General features: G+C 46.6%; 16 protein-coding genes. 6 read left to right on the top strand and 10 right to left on the bottom strand.

Translation table 11 applies throughout. From position 1 onward, the window contains the following. Window positions 1-110: 110 nt before the first annotated feature. Both purU and QEH59_RS08770 read left to right on the top strand, forming a co-directional pair. Window positions 111-962 carry a formyltetrahydrofolate deformylase gene (purU, locus tag QEH59_RS08775; protein WP_308984991.1) on the top strand — a complete coding sequence of 284 codons (852 nt, stop codon included), beginning with the start codon at window positions 111-113 and terminating at the stop codon, window positions 960-962. A 58-nt stretch (window positions 963-1,020) separates the two neighbouring features. Further along, window positions 1,021-1,707: a YfgM family protein gene (locus QEH59_RS08770; RefSeq protein WP_308984990.1), complete on the top strand. Its 687-nt coding sequence runs from the start codon at window positions 1,021-1,023 to the stop codon at window positions 1,705-1,707. Between the two features lie 267 nt (window positions 1,708-1,974). Here QEH59_RS08770 and QEH59_RS08765 read toward each other — a convergent pair whose 3' ends face one another. Further along, complete coding sequence (locus QEH59_RS08765; protein WP_308984989.1) at window positions 1,975-3,183, bottom strand: Gfo/Idh/MocA family protein; 1,209 nt, start codon at window positions 3,181-3,183, stop codon at window positions 1,975-1,977. Between the two features lie 249 nt (window positions 3,184-3,432). Between QEH59_RS08765 and QEH59_RS08760 the strand changes: the two genes are divergently transcribed. Beyond that, complete coding sequence (locus tag QEH59_RS08760) at window positions 3,433-5,484, top strand: sodium:solute symporter family protein (protein ID WP_308984988.1); 2,052 nt, start codon at window positions 3,433-3,435, stop codon at window positions 5,482-5,484. Window positions 5,485-5,550: 66 nt separating this feature from the next. Beyond that, window positions 5,551-6,273 (top strand): GntR family transcriptional regulator, encoded by a 723-nt coding sequence (locus QEH59_RS08755; RefSeq protein ID WP_308984987.1) that lies wholly within the window; start codon window positions 5,551-5,553, stop codon window positions 6,271-6,273. Window positions 6,274-6,345: 72 nt separating this feature from the next. Here the strand turns inward: QEH59_RS08755 and QEH59_RS08750 are convergent, their stop codons facing one another. The 6 genes from QEH59_RS08750 to QEH59_RS08725 form a co-directional block, all read right to left on the bottom strand. After that, window positions 6,346-7,584: a beta-L-arabinofuranosidase domain-containing protein gene (locus QEH59_RS08750; RefSeq protein ID WP_308984986.1), complete on the bottom strand. Its 1,239-nt coding sequence runs from the start codon at window positions 7,582-7,584 to the stop codon at window positions 6,346-6,348. A 137-nt stretch (window positions 7,585-7,721) separates the two neighbouring features. Further along, window positions 7,722-8,126 carry an NAD-dependent epimerase/dehydratase family protein gene (locus QEH59_RS08745; RefSeq protein ID WP_308984985.1) on the bottom strand — a complete coding sequence of 135 codons (405 nt, stop codon included), beginning with the start codon at window positions 8,124-8,126 and terminating at the stop codon, window positions 7,722-7,724. Window positions 8,127-8,212: 86 nt separating this feature from the next. Next, complete coding sequence (locus QEH59_RS08740; protein WP_308984984.1) at window positions 8,213-11,503, bottom strand: hypothetical protein; 3,291 nt, start codon at window positions 11,501-11,503, stop codon at window positions 8,213-8,215. Window positions 11,504-11,667: 164 nt separating this feature from the next. Beyond that, window positions 11,668-12,558: a hypothetical protein gene (locus QEH59_RS08735; RefSeq protein WP_308984983.1), complete on the bottom strand. Its 891-nt coding sequence runs from the start codon at window positions 12,556-12,558 to the stop codon at window positions 11,668-11,670. Window positions 12,559-12,572: 14 nt separating this feature from the next. Next, window positions 12,573-13,253, bottom strand: a complete 681-nt coding sequence (locus QEH59_RS08730) for a type II secretion system protein (protein WP_308984982.1) — start codon at window positions 13,251-13,253, stop codon at window positions 12,573-12,575. A 44-nt stretch (window positions 13,254-13,297) separates the two neighbouring features. Next, window positions 13,298-14,161, bottom strand: a complete 864-nt coding sequence (locus QEH59_RS08725) for a hypothetical protein (RefSeq protein ID WP_308984981.1) — start codon at window positions 14,159-14,161, stop codon at window positions 13,298-13,300. Between the two features lie 102 nt (window positions 14,162-14,263). Here QEH59_RS08725 and QEH59_RS08720 point away from each other — a divergent pair, with 102 nt between their 5' ends. Next, a complete protein-coding gene (locus QEH59_RS08720) occupies window positions 14,264-15,292 on the top strand; it encodes a LacI family DNA-binding transcriptional regulator (RefSeq protein WP_308984980.1) in 1,029 nt (342 codons plus the stop codon). 308 nt (window positions 15,293-15,600) lie between these two features. Further along, entirely contained in the window at window positions 15,601-15,822 is a 222-nt protein-coding gene (locus QEH59_RS08715) for a hypothetical protein (protein WP_308984979.1), read from the top strand. On the opposite strand, the gene QEH59_RS08710 is transcribed toward QEH59_RS08715, so the two are convergent. The 3 genes from QEH59_RS08710 to QEH59_RS08700 all read right to left on the bottom strand — a co-directional run bounded on the left by QEH59_RS08710 (window position 15,819) and on the right by QEH59_RS08700 (window position 17,734). Continuing rightward, a complete protein-coding gene (locus QEH59_RS08710) occupies window positions 15,819-16,019 on the bottom strand; it encodes an SGNH/GDSL hydrolase family protein (protein ID WP_308984978.1) in 201 nt (66 codons plus the stop codon). The two genes, QEH59_RS08715 and QEH59_RS08710, sit on opposite strands and share 4 nt — an antisense overlap. A gap of 66 nt (window positions 16,020-16,085) precedes the next feature. Then, window positions 16,086-16,799: an SGNH/GDSL hydrolase family protein gene (locus tag QEH59_RS08705; protein ID WP_308984977.1), complete on the bottom strand. Its 714-nt coding sequence runs from the start codon at window positions 16,797-16,799 to the stop codon at window positions 16,086-16,088. A 179-nt stretch (window positions 16,800-16,978) separates the two neighbouring features. Then, window positions 16,979-17,734 carry a hypothetical protein gene (locus QEH59_RS08700; protein WP_308984976.1) on the bottom strand — a complete coding sequence of 252 codons (756 nt, stop codon included), beginning with the start codon at window positions 17,732-17,734 and terminating at the stop codon, window positions 16,979-16,981. Window positions 17,735-17,860 lie beyond the last annotated feature (126 nt).

Below are 17,860 nucleotides of genomic sequence, written 5' to 3'. Positions count from 1 at the left end.
ACCATACAGTTGAGGACTGCTTGACCGGATCCCGATCGCCCCACCAGTCGCTAGAACATACTTTTATACCCTTGATTCCGTGAAATAAATGAGTGTGATGCACAGCTTTCATGAAATCGCCCACCATCATTGCACTCCTCCACGGCCCGGACCAACCGGGCTTGGTGTCGCGTGTTTCGAGTTGGATCTTTTTGCGCGGCAGTAACATCGTACACGCAGACCAACATGAAGACCCCGAAGCAGGCATCTTCTTTCAACGCGTCGAATGGATTCCTTCAGGTCAAATCGACGAAGAGGCTGCTGCCTTCGAGAAATTTGCCTCGCAAGAACTCGGCATGACGGCACAGGTCGCGCAATCCACACACCGCCCGAAAGTAGCGCTGTTTGTATCCAAGATCGATCACTGCTTTCACGACACGATTTTACGCTTCCGATCCGGCGAGATGGCGGGCGAGCTTGCCTGCGTCGTGTCGAATCATAAAGACTTGGCTGAAGATGCGGCCCGCTACGGAATCCCTTTTCATCATGTGCCGGTCACCAAAGCCACCAAGGCTGAGGCCGAAGCGGAACAAATACGCATTGTGCATGAGTCTGGCGCAGCCCTGATCGTAATGGCGCGCTATATGCAAGTGCTCTCCCAGAGCTTTTTAGAAAAAGCAGGCTGCCCGGTCATCAACATCCACCACTCCTTTCTCCCGGCGTTTGCAGGCGGCAAACCTTATCACCAAGCGCACATGCGGGGCGTTAAACTGATCGGTGCGACTGCCCACTACGCAACCGCCGACCTGGACGAAGGCCCAATCATCCACCAAGACGTTACCCGTATCAACCACCGTAACGCCATACCTGACCTCATTCGCAAAGGCCGCGACCTAGAAAAATCCGTCTTCGCCCAAGCCATCCGCCTCCATCTCGACAATCGCATTCTAGTTTACAACAACAAGACCGTAGTCTTTGATTAGACAACCTAACTGATAAATAAGTTTAACGCACTCAATTTCTTAACTCTCAATTCTTAAAATGAACCGCCCGAGCAAAAATAAACGCCATAATCCTACTCTGCCCGACGATGCCGTCATCGACGAACGCAACCTTATCGACGTCGAAGATTCCGAAGAAATCTCCTTCGAAGATCGCGTCAGTATATACTGGATGGAAAATAAAGGCTTCATATCTGGCTGCGTTTTCGCACTTGCACTTCTGATTGTCGCTTTCAACGGCATGCGCATCTACACAAACCATGCAAAAGCCAAACTCCAAGAGTCTTACTCAGAAGCAATCAACAACGAGACCTTGGCTGAATTTGCACAAGCCAACCCCAATAAAGATCTCGGAGGCCTCGCCGCACTCACAGTTGCCGATCAAGCTTACGCAGCTCAAGAATTCGAAAAAGCACTCAATTTCTATAGTATCGCTAGTCAAGCATTGGCAGATAACATTCTAGCTGGACGCGCTCGCCTAGGCCAAGCCTTTGCAAATTTTTATAACGACAATCAAAGCCAGGCACTCGCACAGCTCACCGCCATCGCTGAAGACACTAGCCTAGCCGAAGTCGCACGTGCAGAAGCCGCTTACCACCTAGCCATCGAGGCCGATGCAGCCGGTCGTAGCGAAGACTACGATCGCTACGTCGCTCAAATACAATCCAGCCCTCTCGCCACCCAATGGCAACAACGCGTGGCCATGTATGAGCAAGTAGCCCGTTAAGACCCAAAGCCTGGAGTCAAACAACTTTTAAAGCACAGGCACAACAGCCTGTGCTTTTTTGGGTTCATGTTGAATGCTCCAAAAAGCTCTAATAAAAATCAACTCATACCTCATACCAATTCGCAAAATTTTAAACCGAATAGAGATACTTCTCGTGGCTTCGGCTCTCGGAACTAGAGCAATGGCAATCCACCCCGTAGCTTAGTTTCGAAGCTACCGTACGCACGACTGAAACAATCATACACTCTGAGGATTAGTATCCACTACCTACCGATTAGAAAGAGAGTCTAAAAGACTCACCCGCGTAGCCACTCCCGCCCAAGCTAGATTTTGCTCATTGAAAAGCTGCCCATGTTCATATGCTTCACGTATGATAGATTCCATTTGATCTACATAAATAAGAGTCTCACCTTCCCCAAGCGATTTAGAGTGTAAATAGGTGCTGTCGATAGTTTGCACAGGCACGCGCTGCAGCGCATCGACACAAAGTGTGTGAGCACTCGCAGCCTCCACACCACAGATATCATTCTGTGGGAGAGCGTTAGAGCAACGCTCTGCACAAATTTGTAGCTTAAGCATTCGATCAACATCAGGGTTCCCATACGTCTTTTGAGTGCCATTTTTAAAATGTGCAACAATGTCGCTGCCATGCGTAAAATGAACCTCTGCCGCTTCAAAAATGTAGCGAAAAATAGGGCCTTCTGCAGTTTCCGTAGCATGAGTGGTATAGAAATAAATATCGGCATTTTCGAGCGTTTCGATTTTACAACAGGCAGTATCGTAATTCTCAATCGCATTGGCTCGGTAGCACTCCGCAGTCACTGCCGTGGGACTAGCTGAAAGATGCTGCTCTTTTCCCAAAACAAAGAGCATGTTATGCAAATAGTGTGCCGTCGCATTATTCACCGGACTATCATAAACAGGCCGCCCTTGCGCATTATGAATTTTGCCTGCCCAGTTATTTCGATTATAGTAGGCGCTAGATCTAGGCCAGGCGACTCGGGTCAATAACTTTTCAGGTTTACCCAAAGCCCCCTTCAATACATCCGCTTTCAACTGCTGCATTGCCGAGCTAAACGTCCATTGATAAGCTATTTCAAGAAATTTCCCTGATTCATCACGAGCGGCTTTCATGTCTGCGACTTCTTCAAGAGTTGCCGCGATTGGCTTCTCGCACAAAACATTAATCCCCGCCTTTAATAAGGCGCAGGCCTGCTGTGCGTGAAATGAAATAGGAGAAGCGATGACAGCAAGATCCACAGCAACCGGGTCATCCACAAACGCTTCCACAGACGCGTACTGAGGCAAACCACGCTCTTTCAAATAAGGCCAATCAACTGCCTTTTCTGGGCAGGGATCAATAATGGCAGCAAGCTGACAAATCCCTAACTGTTCAAATTTTCGCAAGGCTTCAATATAGAAGTGAGCATAGCCCCCTACGCCAATGAGTAGTATCTGACAAGGTTGATGTATCATATCGTAAAACTACGACTCAAACCAGAGCGATAATAAAACCACAAGGACAAAACGATCCACTCCACAAGCAATTACCCCCGAACAGTTCCCAATGGGATTCTCATAAAACACATATTCAATTATGTAAAATGAAGCTTGCGATGGGTCAGAATGGTTACAACCATTTCGATCCATCGCAAGCTTCATGTAAACCAACCCCAATCAGGCGCGGACAATGGATACACTTCAAAGGAGAGAGAACATAAAAAAATGAACATGCATTTCATCGACTGGCTCATTCCCATCGCAATGCTCTTGCTCATGGTTGGCATTTGCCTACTAGCACGGACCTTAAACAAAAGTGTGGCCGACTTCCTAGCAGCGAATCGCATGGGAGGGAGGTATCTACTCGCCGTCGGCCAAGGTATGACAGGACTCGGCGCCATCTCAATTGCTGCGAACTTTGAGAAATATTATCAAACAGGATTCTCAGCCTACTGGTGGGCAAAAATGGTGGCGCCGATTGGGCTAATTTTGGCTCTAACTGGTTTTGTCGTCTATCGTTACAGAGAAACTCGAGCCTTAACCATGGCTCAGTTTTTTGAAATGCGCTACAGCCACAATTTCCGCATATTCTCCGGGATTCTAGCATGGACCTCCGGCATATTGAACTACGGCATCTTCCCTGCAGTCAGCGCACGTTTTTTGATCTATTTTACAGGACTACCCATACAATTTGAATTTCTCGGTCACACTTTCCCGACCCTCGCATTAGTCATGTTAATCCTGATGAGTATAGCGCTACTGATGGTTAGTATTGGAGGTCAAATTTCCATAATGGTCACCGATATGCTACAAGGACAATTCGTTAATATCGCCTTACTAGTCATTCTAGGAATTCTATTTTATCACATGTCTTGGGCCGATGTAATGGAGGGGCTACGTCACTCCCCTCCGGGAGAGTCACGTATCAATCCCTTCAAACAAGATAAAGTCGGCGACTTTAACATGTGGTTCTTCGTGATGATGGGAATTCTTCAGATATATGGGACTCGTGCCTGGCAAGGCTCTCAAGCTTATAATGCGGCAGCTCGAAATCCGCACGAAGCAAAAATGGCCAACATTCTGGGTGAATTTCGCGGCATGGTAACAACTTTAGTCATCCTACTAATTCCCATCTTTATCTTCGCCTACCTGCACTTAGACCAGTTTTCAAACGAGGCAGCCTTGGTCACTCAAAATTTGGGCATGATTGAAGACGTTCAAATACAGAAGCAAATGCGAGTGCCGATGGCATTAGGCGAAATCCTTCCTGTCGGCGTCATTGGACTCTTCACCGCAGTAATCATCATGGCTGCGGTATCTACCGATAATACTTACCTCCACTCTTGGGGAAGCATTTTCATTCAAGACGTGATCATCCCGCTACGCAAAAGAAAATTAACTCAAAAAACTCACATGTGGCTACTCCGATTCTCTATTATGGGCGTCGCACTCTTTGGCTTCACATGGAGTCTATTCTTTCCATTAAATGAATACATATATATGTATTTTCAAATCACTGGTGCCATTTACCTCGGCGGTGCTGGATCTGTGATTATAGGCGGCCTGTATTGGAAAAGAGGAACCGTAGGCGGAGCTTGGGCCGCTATGATTTCTGGCTCACTTCTCGCAGTCAGTGGAATAGTTCTACGAAATATCATCTGGACCAAGTTCCTACCTGATTGGAAAATTACGTACGCTGAGTGGAGTTGGCTACAATCATTGCCTGATAAATTTCCACTGAACGGAATGCAAATGTCATTTATTTCTGCATCTGTAGCCATACTGGCTTACGTATTCTTCTCATTAATATCCAAAACACCACCAGCCAATATGGATAAGCTTCTACATCGTGGAAAATACAGTGTTGAGCCCAAGTTTGAAGCGAGTGCAAAAGAATTAGCGGCAACAAAGAGTAACAGCACAACACATATCATCCTCCATAGACTCGGCATTAATGATGATTTTACTCGAGGCGACCGCATCATCTATTTTCTAAAAATAGCATGGGTGATGTTCTTTGTCGTGAGTTTCATAGTCGGCACCTCAATCAACCTATTCTACCCGATCCCTGATAGTGCGTGGGAAAAATGGTGGGGCTTGATCGTTTCAATGACTATATTTGCGAGTATCATAACTGTAGTGTGGTTCTTGTGGGGCGGTTTCCGTGACTTAATAGATCTAATACGTAAACTCAGTGTTCAAGATCGCAACATTGACGACGACGGAAGTGTCTCTGAAGAGGAGCATGTCCAGCTAAAAGCATCTGATTTGAAGTGAAGCTGTAGGACTTATGGAGCTAAAAATTCGTTGCTGTAATTCCCAGCCCACGCCATTGATTGCACTATGAACATTCCATTATACAGTGACTTGGCTAAAACGTTGCGAAAACAAATTCTCAACGGCCAACTCGCTGCAGGCACACGCTTACCAGCAGAACGCATGCTCTGCGAACAATTCAGTGCGTCCAGAGTAACCGTTCGACAAGCCTTAGCGATTTTAGAGAAAGAGCAGCTACTCACACGCATTCAAGGCAGTGGAACCTACGTAAGTGACGCTCCACAACAACGCATACCACTAAGTGTCGATTATACGCGATCAGTACAAGAGCATGCTCCTGAATTAAAACGAAAATTAATTGATCACGCCTACCTGAAAGCAGACAAGAACCAAGCAAAGCTACTTAAATCGTCCATTGACACACCAATTCTCCATGCCAGGCGTCAGGACTTACTGAATAAGCGTGGGGCGGCTTGGGATATTGCATTAATTCCCGAACCCTTCACACTAGGTCTCACGACTCGCCAACTCTCGAAGGTTAATTTCATCGAAGAATGGACTAAAACTCTTGGATTAGAAATGAGTCATTGCGAACAAACCATCCACGCTAAACCAGCGGGACCTGATGACGTAGAATTATTAGGGCTTTCCATTGGTTCGCCGATACTAGTCACTCAAGAGATTTTCCTATTAGAGAACAAACGAATCGCAGGTGCCTTTATCACACATTATCATCCCGAACTCATTGATATTCGTCATGAATTCTCAATGAGCAGTCGCTCAATCTAACTGCTTAAGCCAGCCGCCTGTAATGCACGCAGATACTATCTGCTGATCCGGAATCGCTCTTGAGCTAAGGGTTTATTTCACATCTAAGATGTGACTGGACTGCAACAGCTTCTTACTGGCAAAGGCATGATTGACCATCCCCCACAGCACACATTTCGCTGCGCGATTAGGATCAAATGCCAAGTGCTTACGGTTTGAAGGAATATTGGGGTCTCCTTGCACAACCGCGGGATCCGCCCCAATCAGAATCGCACCATTCAAATCCTCATTTCCCACGACTTCTGCTTGATTGTACCAACCTGTGATCCACAAGCGTAAACCTACATCCTTAAACCGCTCATCCGGCACAAGGCTATGCAACCAGAGTAAACCATTGGCACATTCATACATTGACATATTAGCTTCAGGACGATCGGACGGTAATATTTCGTGACCAATGCAGTAAGGCAGAGCTCCCCGGCAGTAGTACAAGTTAACGATAAAATCTCCCAAGCGCTTTGCACAATCCAACAAGCGGGCATCCTCGAACACTTCATACGCCTCAGCAAGTGCATTAAAAATGTAGGCGAAGAACATGCACTTGGTGGAACTATCTGTATCAGAGACCTTTAATGTATTTGGATCATAATGCTGATAGAAAGACCCATCCTCACACTGCATAACCATTAGCGCTTCCACGGCTCGTTCGTAGGCATCACGGTAGGCAGCATCATTCGTCTGTTTATACAAACAAGCATAGGTCGAGATCACATAAATAAAACGACTGCCCACGCGAGAACCAGATTCGCGCCAGCCATTTTCCGGCGACCAGCCAGAAGCAACGATCCCACTCGGCAACTGATACTTCACCATAGTTTGCCCGATCATTTCACTGGCAGCTAAAAGACGATCGTCACCTGTCACCTGGAATAAGCGCATAAAATGGGCCGGTACACGCATCGCATAGAGCGAGCTGTAGACGCCCGCGTCCGTCCAGTACCACATGAGACCTCGAGCGTCTTTAGCAGGTCCTGAATAAATGCCCTTTTCCGAATCACTCACTAGAGTATTCGCATAATCAACTGCATGCTGCTTCAAATCAGGACGTTCCAAAATATCTGCCAGATCCAGCCACACTGAAATAGTCTCGGCACTATTACTATTTGGATACATCCACGTCACCGATCCAGAACGATCATAGATCGCCATGCGATGGCACTTCCCCATTCCCTCTGCGGAACGAGTGGCTGCCTCGAACCAACAAGCCATCCCCTCCAGCGAGCGGAGAATCATTTGCCGATCGATCAATTCGCTAAGTTTAGAAGGTCCCATTAAGGGAAATTGAACGGATAACTCAGATGTATTTTCACTTGAGCGTGGACTAAAGGTATTCTGTATCATAATAAATGTGCTCTTAAACACAATTTCGTCCCTTGATTCAGGCAGGAACCAGCCAATAAAATCACAAGCTAAAGCAAGCCCTCCTCTTGACACCACAGCAGGGCTTCATGCAGCCCTTGCAAAATCGTGTATTCAGGGCTATATCCCAAATCATTTTCTGCAGACGAAATATCGAAGATGGTCGGAGCCAATAAGAAATCGAGCCAGTAGACGGCACTCTCATCTGCCAGGCGCTTGACAAATTCACCCCGTGGAAGGTAGCGGGCCTCTGAACTGCTGCCCAAGTGCTCCTTAACAAATTCAAAAAATTGACCAAAAGTTACCGCCCGCTTACTTGACAAAATGTAAGCTCTCCCCGCGATTTCGGAGCCCTTCTCCACTGCCGCGACAAATGCCGACGCAAGATCTTCGTTGCAACCGGACTGCAACAAGATCGATGGGCTCTCTGGAAGATCAATTTGTTTATTCGCCATAATGTTCTGATAGAAATTGAGATCCCGATCTCCCCAAAGAGTGAATGGGACATTTGAAGCAGTATCGTTGAATACACTTTGAATTATTAGTAGAGAGGCTCGACTTTGAACCAGCGAGTTTCCCCCGCTTGCAATGGAATTTCCATAGTCTTGCCGGAACCGATCAACTCGTTGCTATCAAAGTCATACACATTGCTTTCAAATGGAAGTGAAAGTGGCACAACTCCGCTCACGATGCCGTGTAGAGACAAGAAGCGACCATTGAATTCGACAGCGACTTGGCCGCTTGGCGCTATGACATTGACCCCTGCCTCTGCTGCAATCCGCTCAAGCATGCCAGCATCGAAAGTGCCTAACATGCCCAAGTAAACACTGGTCCAATCTTCAAAGCGCTTCACCGCAATTGCAGTTTCTCCATCAGCATAAAATGCCAAGGGAGTCGCTTCGGGATCCTTAACGATAAATCGCTGAAAGCCTCGGGGCATATTGCTCTTAGGAATCCCGCCACTCATCACTCGAAAGGAAGTTTCCCCCATACCAGGAACTCCAGATAGCCCCTGTGTGAATGGATCTTCAACCTTGCCAAACCTCACTTTTGGAAAGGTAGTTACCGTATTGGATTCGATTGTAAAACCAGTTAACTCACTGACTGAATCATCTGAAAGACCATGGTCGCTGACATAGCCCGAAGCATAATTCCAGACGATGGTACGGTTGCCATTTTGTAGGAGGTCCATCACACGCTTCTTTTGCGAGTCCGTGATTCGAAAGGCGTCTGCAAAAATCAACACCTTGTAATCAAACTGCTCAGGATATGCTAGAAGGTCAGACAGGTAGACATCCTCAAAAGGAACACCTGCCTGCTTCATATAAGCGGGATTGTAACGCGAAACTGTCTGCAAAGAGCTGACACTTGTGCCGCCTAATCCCTTACTCACACTCTTGAAGAAATCCCCCATCCAATAGGCAGACTCATCATTCCAAACAAAGGCGACTTCTGGACGGTACGGAGTTGGGTTATTAATTTCCAACTCTTTGTAGGCACGCACTCCATTATTAATTTCTTCAAGAATTTCCGGATCGCGATACATCGTAGTCGCCAAATCTAAGAACCAGAATCCTTGCCCCGCAGCAATCATTTGGGCCGCTTCGCGCCGGAACGTAGCCTTAAACCATTGCGGGTTCATGGCAGCTCCCAAACGGTGCCCTTGAATCTCTGCTCCACTGGTTCGTAGCCATGTGCGTAAATCCAACTCTTTCACCGCAATCTTACCGTGCTGACTAATCGAAGCGAGTGAAGTACGAACACCTCCGACATTGCCAGGGAGGCGAAGCTCATAATAGGGCTGAGGCACCAGAATATCCAAATCCTTAGAGGGCAACAAGACTGTTTCTGCGCCTTGGCCACGTCCGCCCCCCATCTGCCAAGTCATCGCAAAGGCGGGACGATCCCAGGCTTTTTTGAAAGCACGCGCTAAACGTTCACGGATGACTAAACCTTGCTCAGACTGGAACTGCTGGTGATCGACAAAGCGTTGCTCCGTCGTCGGGCTCAAAAAGATATTCTCTTTCTTCTTAACCTGCTGCACTAAATCATCCACATGAGGGATCTCCGCGGTTGCTAAAGTGACCTCATCGTCGTTCCAAGCTGCCTGTAAGCCCGCATCCGACTCGTAGCGGCGAGTCAACCAATCACGAAATGCCTGCACTGCCGCGTCACTGTAGTCCGGCCACATAGCAGTCATAAACTGAAAATCATGCCCCCCTGTGATGAAAGCCCCGACGACTCGATTCGCATAGGGCTTCGCTTTTAGTTCCGCAACAAATGCGTCAATCACTTTCTCCGCATCCAAGAGTGCCTTTTCACTAAACGGAGAAGGCCACCAGCGATATTCATTCAACGCGCTCTTGCGCAAGAAATCGACGCCTCCCTCCGGAAGGAACTCTGAAAAGCCCTTAAAATGGAGTCCATTACCATAGCCCCAATTTCCTGCAGCATCTTGCCATGCATCCTCCGGATGTGTCTCGACCCAATCTCTCGGCCAACAGACATGGAGGTTCAACACAAATTGGCTATCTTGAGCCTTAAGCGATGCTTGCTCCAACCAATGTAAAGGCGTCCGAAAATCATACCTTCCTTCACCACTCCAGACAGGATACGCAGGTGGATAGCGCTCATCCACAATATCGTTCATCTGAACAGATGAAATCAGAGTTTTTACCCCAGCAATCTGCTCCATGCCCGCATAATCGCCAAAGTGGCTTCTGAGAATGGTGTAAAATACAGGGGGCACCACCTCTCCATTAACCACTAAGCGTGATCGGTCCCCCTCCTTCTTAACTTCCGCCAGTGACGGCTCTTCAGGCTCTGGCTTCCACCTTTCCTCGGGGAGGGTTTCCGTAGGGACTGGTTGGATATATTTAAAATCGGGTGCTGGTGCACTCACGTCATCGATCCAAACCGTTGCCGGGTTACCCTTTAATACAATTCGAATATAATACTCTTTATCAGACTTGGTCTTATCGGCCTGAATAAAGCGTTTGTCCCACACTCCTTCGGGCCGATTCCGCAGGAGTGTGTTACCTAAAACAACCCATCCACGAGCGATTTCACCCACCGTCAAACTACCATCGGCTCTCTCAAAAAAAATCTGAAGTGTTGAGTCGAAAGGTGCATCATCTGAGTGATAATACATACGAACCACGGGTTCCTGCCCAGCCTTCACCAATAAAGGCTTAACTGAACGTAGTGTGACTTCCCCCTCGGATGAGGTCTTTTCAATTCTCAAGCTCCCCCCAGCACCACGACTCTGAGTCTCGTCAAAGGTAACCGTCCCCACGCCTCCGTCAGCAGTTAAAAAAGTCCAATCTGAAGTCCAATCGGAACTCTCGAAAGTCCCATTTTGAATGGGGTCGTCCTCTGCGGGGACTGCTGGATCAGGATTGTAAACTTTCTCTATTTGTGGAAATATATCCTCCATCAATGCTCGAAGCTCAGGATCTTTCAGTCCATCTAATTGAGCTCGTAAAGCACTGATTGCCGAGATGCGCTCTCGCAGAGAAACCGCAGTTTTTGCTCTACGCAATAAGACTTCTTTCCCTGGTTCTCCTAATGAGAGCAACGTAATGGCAGCCACAGATCGTGTCGACTCGGTATTTGGATAGCCTAGCTGTTCCTCTAAAACTCTTAGCGTCATCGGTGAAGTGTCACCCACTTGTCGAAGCGCATACGCACTCAGACCTACCACTTCCAAATCTTCTGAATCCAATAGCTTAAGCAGGCGTGCCAGCTCCTCAGGCGAAGCAGACTGCTTCTCTGCGATGTCTCTACAGAAGGTCGCAGGCTCAACAGACGCACCGAAGGATATTAGAGCCAAAAAAGGAAATAAGAAAATAGAAAAGCGGGAAAACATGATGAAATTACCTGGAATAAAACTGAAAATTATAAATCAAAACACATAAACAAATATAGCTAACGCCAGAGCATCCGTTGAATCGGACGCATTAACCTAACGCAGAATATTACCTAAAAGGGTAAAAGCTATTCCACTGCGGGATATGAACGAGCGATCAAATTCATTGCCTCAGACTTCCATTCATCGCCCGGAGCCACTATGAAACCTTTAACTTTACAGGAATAACTCTCCGAAACGAGACGCTTTCGGTTTACCATCAAATACAATTTATTATACTTACCAGGCCGGTATTTAAGAAAACTCTTATTGTTTGAAACTCCTGGAAACACCTGTGAGTAGGCCAGCACGCCACCGACCCCAGTCTTCTCTGAATACAATGCAATCCCAGTGATATCATTTCTAATTCCTTTTTCAACCGACTTACCGCTGAAAGTCCCTTCGTCCAATGCTCCATTTTTAAGAATGGCCGACCATGATCGCATTTGTGGATTCCAACAGTGCATATACACGTAAGCATAATTAACTTCAGAGGAATCAGCAATTTCCTCAAAATCGGCCTCCTCTAGAAGTCCTTCTTCCGACAAAGTCACACTCCAAGTCCCTCGGAATGGACCATAACGAGAGACTTTGGTAAACTTATAAACTTCACCGGACGGAGCCTCAAGTGGTTGCCGAAATGGATAGCCAACTCCATCGACTTCTAGACTTAACGACTCAATCACTTCCCCACCGTGTTTGGTTCCAATAAATTCGTATTTAGCAGGCACCCCTTCCTTCTTCTTCATTTTCAACACCGTTTGATGCGCACCAGTGTTCATCAAAATGTCTTCCCCTTGAAATGTTAGCTCATTGATTGTCCACGCAGCTTCTTTCAAGATTTCCAGCGAATAGTCGCCCACCTCAAGCCGTAATGAAGAATCACTCAACTCTGGGGCACGCATTGCAGCCACTCCAGCAGCACTGGCAAACAGCGCACCAATAATTACGGCATTAAACATCGTCTTAACTAATTTCATAAATTCTTTTCTATTTAAAAATTCGGGACAAACTGTCCACGACCTAGCGGTTCGTCATCTGCAGGCGGTGATGCTAGGTTTAATTCAATCGATTCAACATGCTGATCAACAAACAGAACATTTGCAGTCGATCCAGCATGCCTCGGATCCACATCCGTATAGGATAGCAATCGAAACATTCCAGCATTCAGAGTTGCGTGTTTCGAATCTGCCAACAGCACGGTATTGGACGGATCAGGAATCGTCACTAGTGGAACCCCCTTGCGGTATTCTCCCTCTACAGGCGATAGCCGCTGGTTAAAGCCATAATCAGAGTATTTACCACGACTCTGAGCAGTCCACTCCTCAGGCCGCGCAGGACAGATCAATACGTCATACGCTTCGTCTAAATAAACAGTTGCGATATAATCTGCCCAGGTCGAACGAAACGCAATCACTTCTGTCCCAAATGTAGGACCAGGGTAAGACCCTGAACTCACACCCTCTTCACTAGGAGGGAGACGATTGTAGTGTTCGTTAGCAAAGAGCATGATCCCCTTCCCCAATTCACGAATATTCGCAACGCACTTAACTTGATTCGCCTTATCCCTAACTTTACCGACACCAATCACCAAAATCCCCATCAGGACTCCTACCACTGCAATCACGGATAACAGCTCAATCAGGGTAAAGCCTAGTTTTCTAATATGATCCATATGCATTTTAATCTTAGATCAAATCAGATCTCCAAAATAGATACTTATCGGCGACGCTTCGTCACGCAGAGAAAAGCAAGCGTAGACAGCCCAAGTAGAGCAGCTGAATTTGAGACTTCAGGAATCACAACAGACGCATTCGACACAGTCATACTATTCAGGTTCGCGCTAGCACCCGCGCTCGCCATATAGAAACCAATAGTATCAAAGGTCGCCGGATAACCAGACGCGAAATAATCCTCATAGCTCGCTACAATCGTACTACTACCAAAATTCCCTGAGACCAGAAGATCATCTCCAGAGCGCTCTAAAAACAAATTCAGTGCGACTGCAACATTATCACCAAAACTCTGATCGGCAGGCGCATTAGTCACTGTACCAGTCGTCGTCGACGAGGTAGAAAACGGAGTTGAACTCCCAGCCTCCCTGCGGTATATGTTTGAATTACCCGAAGCAAAGAAAATCCCAGTCCAATCTTCTCGATAAGATGTTTGATCGGGGGAGGTAGCAAGTCTGTCACTGACTATGGCGGTGGTTAACTGCGAACCGCTATCATATATTCCAAACCGAAAATCAACAACTGTCCTCGAACTAGTTACAGTGGCGTAATCAAATGTGATACCGGCTGAGTAACTCAGCGTATCCCCATCCGACAAAGTCACTGGAGAACTTGGATCCGCAAAATGCGACCAGAAATACGTTTGAGCCCCAGTATCAGTGCCACCGTAATTGAGAGTCGCCGTATTGGTCGCACCATTATCGATGCTCGTTCCAGTATTAAATGAATACCAATCATCAGCAGCAAGCGTTTGCGCACTCCCGACATGAATGCCAGCCACTAAACCTGCTGCAATGAGAGGTAGAAGACGAAGTAGACGAAGTAGACGATGTGATTTTTTTATATTCATAACTCAACACCTACGCGCCGACACAGATGTTTCAACACAACCACAATGAATACTGATTCATTGGCTTGTTTTTTTTAGACAAAGAGAGTTACATCTACCATCATGGAACCCCCAAAACGTATTACGCAGAGAGACCTGGCTCGATTACTAAACATGAGTCAAGTTACCGTATCTAGAGCATTAAGTAATAGCCCCTTAGTCTCTGAGAAGACAAAACAATCTGTGATGGATGCGGCCGTAAAATTAGGATACCAACCCGACCCTGCACTCAGTAGTCTGAATGCATACCGTCGCACCAAGCAACCGATTCAAAAAGGGCAAACAATTGCGTGGATCACCGGCCAACAGGCAGAACGTTCCAACAGTTGGCACGAAGGCGCATTGGAACAAGCCAGAAACTACGGATACCGAATGGAAACATTCAGTCCAAACGCAGTAGGAATGACACCCGAGCGGGTGATGAAAATTTTATATAATCGCAGCGTCAGTGGAATGATTTTCGCTCCTCGACGTAAAGCACATACACAATTAAACATAGATCTAACAAATTTTTGTGCAGTATCAATTGGCTACACATTACAATCCCCCATCGTAGATCGCGTGATTACTGACCATCATCGCAATGTAATGATCTGCTTTGAAAAGTTGTACCAAGCTGGCTACCGACGCATCGCAATGGCTACTCCCAATGACACCGAGATACGTATCGAAGGCCGACGAATCAGCTCCTACCTCTACCAAGTATACAGTCACCCAGACGTTGCGAATATCCCTATAATTTACTACCCGAATCTCCCTGAAGCAATTCCCAATGCAATCACACCATGGCTTGATAAGTGGCGTCCTGATGCCATTTTATATCACAATCCTCAAATCCTGAATGTCTGTATTGATTTCGGACTAAGAATCCCAGAAGATATTGCTCTAGTTTCCATTGCCCTGACCCCCCGCTGGCCAAAAGATCATGATTACTCAGGGGTGGATGAGCGCTACCACCAAATTGGAGCCTTTGCTGTCGACACCCTGGTTGCTCATATCCGGAAAAACGAACGTGGTATTCCCCAAGAGCGACGCGTTCACATGCTAGAAGGCAAATGGAACCCAGGAAAGACAATGTTACATCGGCACTAGTGACAAGTCGCCCAGACAGTTAAATCTAACTATAGATTCAAAATGATATATCGGTTACACATCATGTCCAACAACCAACGCTGACAACTATCCTGGGACGAGCAAATTTTTAAAGTCTACAGAAAAAGGACACAATGATCAAAATGGAAAAGACCCTGAACGTAGGCTCATCCATTCGAATTCACTGAACCTTTAGCGAACTCACGGCTGTTGCTGATCGCGATCCTGACCGGCAACAAGGTAAATATGAGCATGCAATTAAATTCAGCTCAGCTATCGAACTAATCAAATCTGGAAAAGTCGACGCGGTGCTGATTGCCACACCACACTACGACTATAGTGCGATGTTTTGCCAACGCACAATCCCTTCGTACCGAAAGCTGCGTGAACTCATCCAAAGAAGCGAACTAGGTAAAATCCAACGTATCACTGGATTATCACTGATTGGTATTGTACCGAACATTACAACAGCTCTGGTGGCTGGCGGGCAACTTAAAGCGGCGAAGGCGGTGGCGCCCCACTCACTTTAGCCTGCTGGATCATTGTAAGTAGATTTGCTAGATAGGCCCCCCTGAGGAGCCGCAAACCTGGCCGGATCATACTCCTTCATATCATTATGCCCCAATAGGATGAGCCAAAAATCTGCGACTTGATACGATGCTCGGACATATTCTTCACGCAAAAGGTAGGATTTACTGCTCGCCCCCGACACTGTCAGATTGAGCATTTCCCAATCAGAGAATAATGCCCCAAGGCTTGCCCACCCCCTTAGATGCCACTGCCCGCACGTAGTTTAGCCACCCGTAGAATCTTCAAGTAAAACGATACGCCGACGGCTAGTGCATTGTTCTAAGCCATCTTCTAAGTCTTCGCCCTGTAGCAAAAGTCGCTCAATATGCCCACTGAGATAGGATGCCTGCAAGCTGCGCGCTTTTTCATTATAATGCACATGATCAATATAAAGATCCTCTCCGATAGATGCAGTAAAACCATGTAGGTCAACGACTGGGATATTTGCATGCCGCATAATCTCATAAGCGGCAGCATTATAGGCTAGCACATCACTTTGATGACGGTGCACTTCGGGGCAAAAAGTCTGATGACGCTGGTCGTCCACTGGAGTCGTCGAAACCCATACCAACCGATACCCATACTCACGCATCAACTCAACAATCCCTCGTAAATTCTGAATGTAGTCAGTGATAGCAATCTGCTTTTTGCCACTCTCAGGATCAGTTTTTATATCGTGCAAGCCACTATTAATAACAATTAAATCAGTAGAAAAATCAGGCGACGCCAATACCACTTTTAGAAAAGATAATACCATCGACGAGTCTCCGCAGTTCGTTCCTCTCGGATGGTCTAAGTCCACAAGGGCTTGACGATAGCCATTTCGGTTTTCGATCTCAGTGACCCCCTGCAAATACTGTACAAGATAGGGACGATAATGCACGAAGATACTATCTCCGATCCAAAATACATTCTTATGAGTAAACTTTTTTTTCATTAATTAGATTTGTCGATTTGAAAAGTCTAAAAGATCCCATTAGGGAGACGCCACTATAGGGTCGGGTAAAATCACTTTTGAAAAAGGATTCTGAGTTGTTGTATCATAAGAATAACAAGACGACTAATCATGCGATCCGCTTCAATTGACGAAACAATCGAGCCACTCATAAAAATAAACTACTTGATTTGTGAAAAATGAAGTTGATGGAAGTAAGTCGTCACTGGCCCAGAGTTAGTATGGCCTGCGCGTAGCCCGAATAATCCTGCTTTTGTCTTAGTTGCTTCATCTATTCTGACTGATGCAATGATCTCAGAAATCCCGCTCTCCTCAGAAATAGAAGCTTCAATCACCTGTCCAACCGCTTTGACTCTGAGACTATAATCGACGTAAGGACTAAGATTTTCCTTTAAAGCAGTAAAGGCCAGCATTTCTCCGTTATCCACATGATCCAAAGGGTTTTTGAAAATCCCAATGCCACGCTCATTATTTCTCGGAATCACTGCAATGTAATACCCTCCGAAATTCCCATAGCTCTCAGTATCCGCCCGCAAAACGATCCCTCTCGAATTACTGCCGCTGCGTGCTTCTGTAAATCGGATCAAAACAGAGGCATACAAATCATCCAATTTCCCATCTCTAATATTCCCCACAGAGCCTTCAAAGAATACTGCGGCATTGGAAGCGACAGCACCTGGTCTGGAAATCATCAAGGCCGTACCCGTTCCATCTGGCTTCATCGGCCCAACTTCAACAATAGCGGGAACTTCGAGTCCTAGCCGTTGAACCACTTTCCAGTCATCCGGAACTGTTCCCACTGCTGAAAAGGATTCACTTAATCGACTCGCGGCAGTGGCCATAGTGCTACTCGTCAACAAGGCCCCAATCACCAAGCCCATTGCACTTGATCTAGTTTTTGATTTTAAATTTTTCATATTATACTAATTCAAAAAAGTTTGGTCCTAATAGATATATCTTTTGTAACCTCGGTTCTCGGAACCGGGGCGATGTCAATCGCTCCCCGAAACAAAGTTTCGAGGCTACGCTAAGGCCAAGCTTAT

The sequence above is a fragment of the Thalassobacterium sedimentorum genome (assembly GCF_031127905.1).
Lineage (GTDB): Bacteria > Verrucomicrobiota > Verrucomicrobiia > Opitutales > Coraliomargaritaceae > Thalassobacterium > Thalassobacterium sedimentorum.
Note: the sequence above shows the minus strand (reverse complement) of the source record. Positions and strands in the feature narration are given on the sequence as shown.

What these genes read in the sequence shown, in the direction of transcription:
- purU (WP_308984991.1), top strand. Translation starts at nt 111, where the DNA reads ATGAAATCGCCCACCATCATTGCACTCCTCCACGGCCCGGACCAACCG.
- QEH59_RS08770 (WP_308984990.1), top strand. Translation starts at nt 1,021, where the DNA reads ATGAACCGCCCGAGCAAAAATAAACGCCATAATCCTACTCTGCCCGAC.
- QEH59_RS08765 (WP_308984989.1), bottom strand. Translation starts at nt 3,183, where the DNA reads ATGATACATCAACCTTGTCAGATACTACTCATTGGCGTAGGGGGCTAT.
- QEH59_RS08760 (WP_308984988.1), top strand. Translation starts at nt 3,433, where the DNA reads ATGAACATGCATTTCATCGACTGGCTCATTCCCATCGCAATGCTCTTG.
- QEH59_RS08755 (WP_308984987.1), top strand. Translation starts at nt 5,551, where the DNA reads ATGAACATTCCATTATACAGTGACTTGGCTAAAACGTTGCGAAAACAA.
- QEH59_RS08750 (WP_308984986.1), bottom strand. Translation starts at nt 7,584, where the DNA reads ATGGGACCTTCTAAACTTAGCGAATTGATCGATCGGCAAATGATTCTC.
- QEH59_RS08745 (WP_308984985.1), bottom strand. Translation starts at nt 8,126, where the DNA reads ATGGCGAATAAACAAATTGATCTTCCAGAGAGCCCATCGATCTTGTTG.
- QEH59_RS08735 (WP_308984983.1), bottom strand. Translation starts at nt 12,558, where the DNA reads ATGAAATTAGTTAAGACGATGTTTAATGCCGTAATTATTGGTGCGCTG.
- QEH59_RS08730 (WP_308984982.1), bottom strand. Translation starts at nt 13,253, where the DNA reads ATGGATCATATTAGAAAACTAGGCTTTACCCTGATTGAGCTGTTATCC.
- QEH59_RS08725 (WP_308984981.1), bottom strand. Translation starts at nt 14,161, where the DNA reads ATGAATATAAAAAAATCACATCGTCTACTTCGTCTACTTCGTCTTCTA.
- QEH59_RS08720 (WP_308984980.1), top strand. Translation starts at nt 14,264, where the DNA reads ATGGAACCCCCAAAACGTATTACGCAGAGAGACCTGGCTCGATTACTA.
- QEH59_RS08710 (WP_308984978.1), bottom strand. Translation starts at nt 16,019, where the DNA reads ATGCTCAATCTGACAGTGTCGGGGGCGAGCAGTAAATCCTACCTTTTG.
- QEH59_RS08705 (WP_308984977.1), bottom strand. Translation starts at nt 16,799, where the DNA reads ATGAAAAAAAAGTTTACTCATAAGAATGTATTTTGGATCGGAGATAGT.
- QEH59_RS08700 (WP_308984976.1), bottom strand. Translation starts at nt 17,734, where the DNA reads ATGAAAAATTTAAAATCAAAAACTAGATCAAGTGCAATGGGCTTGGTG.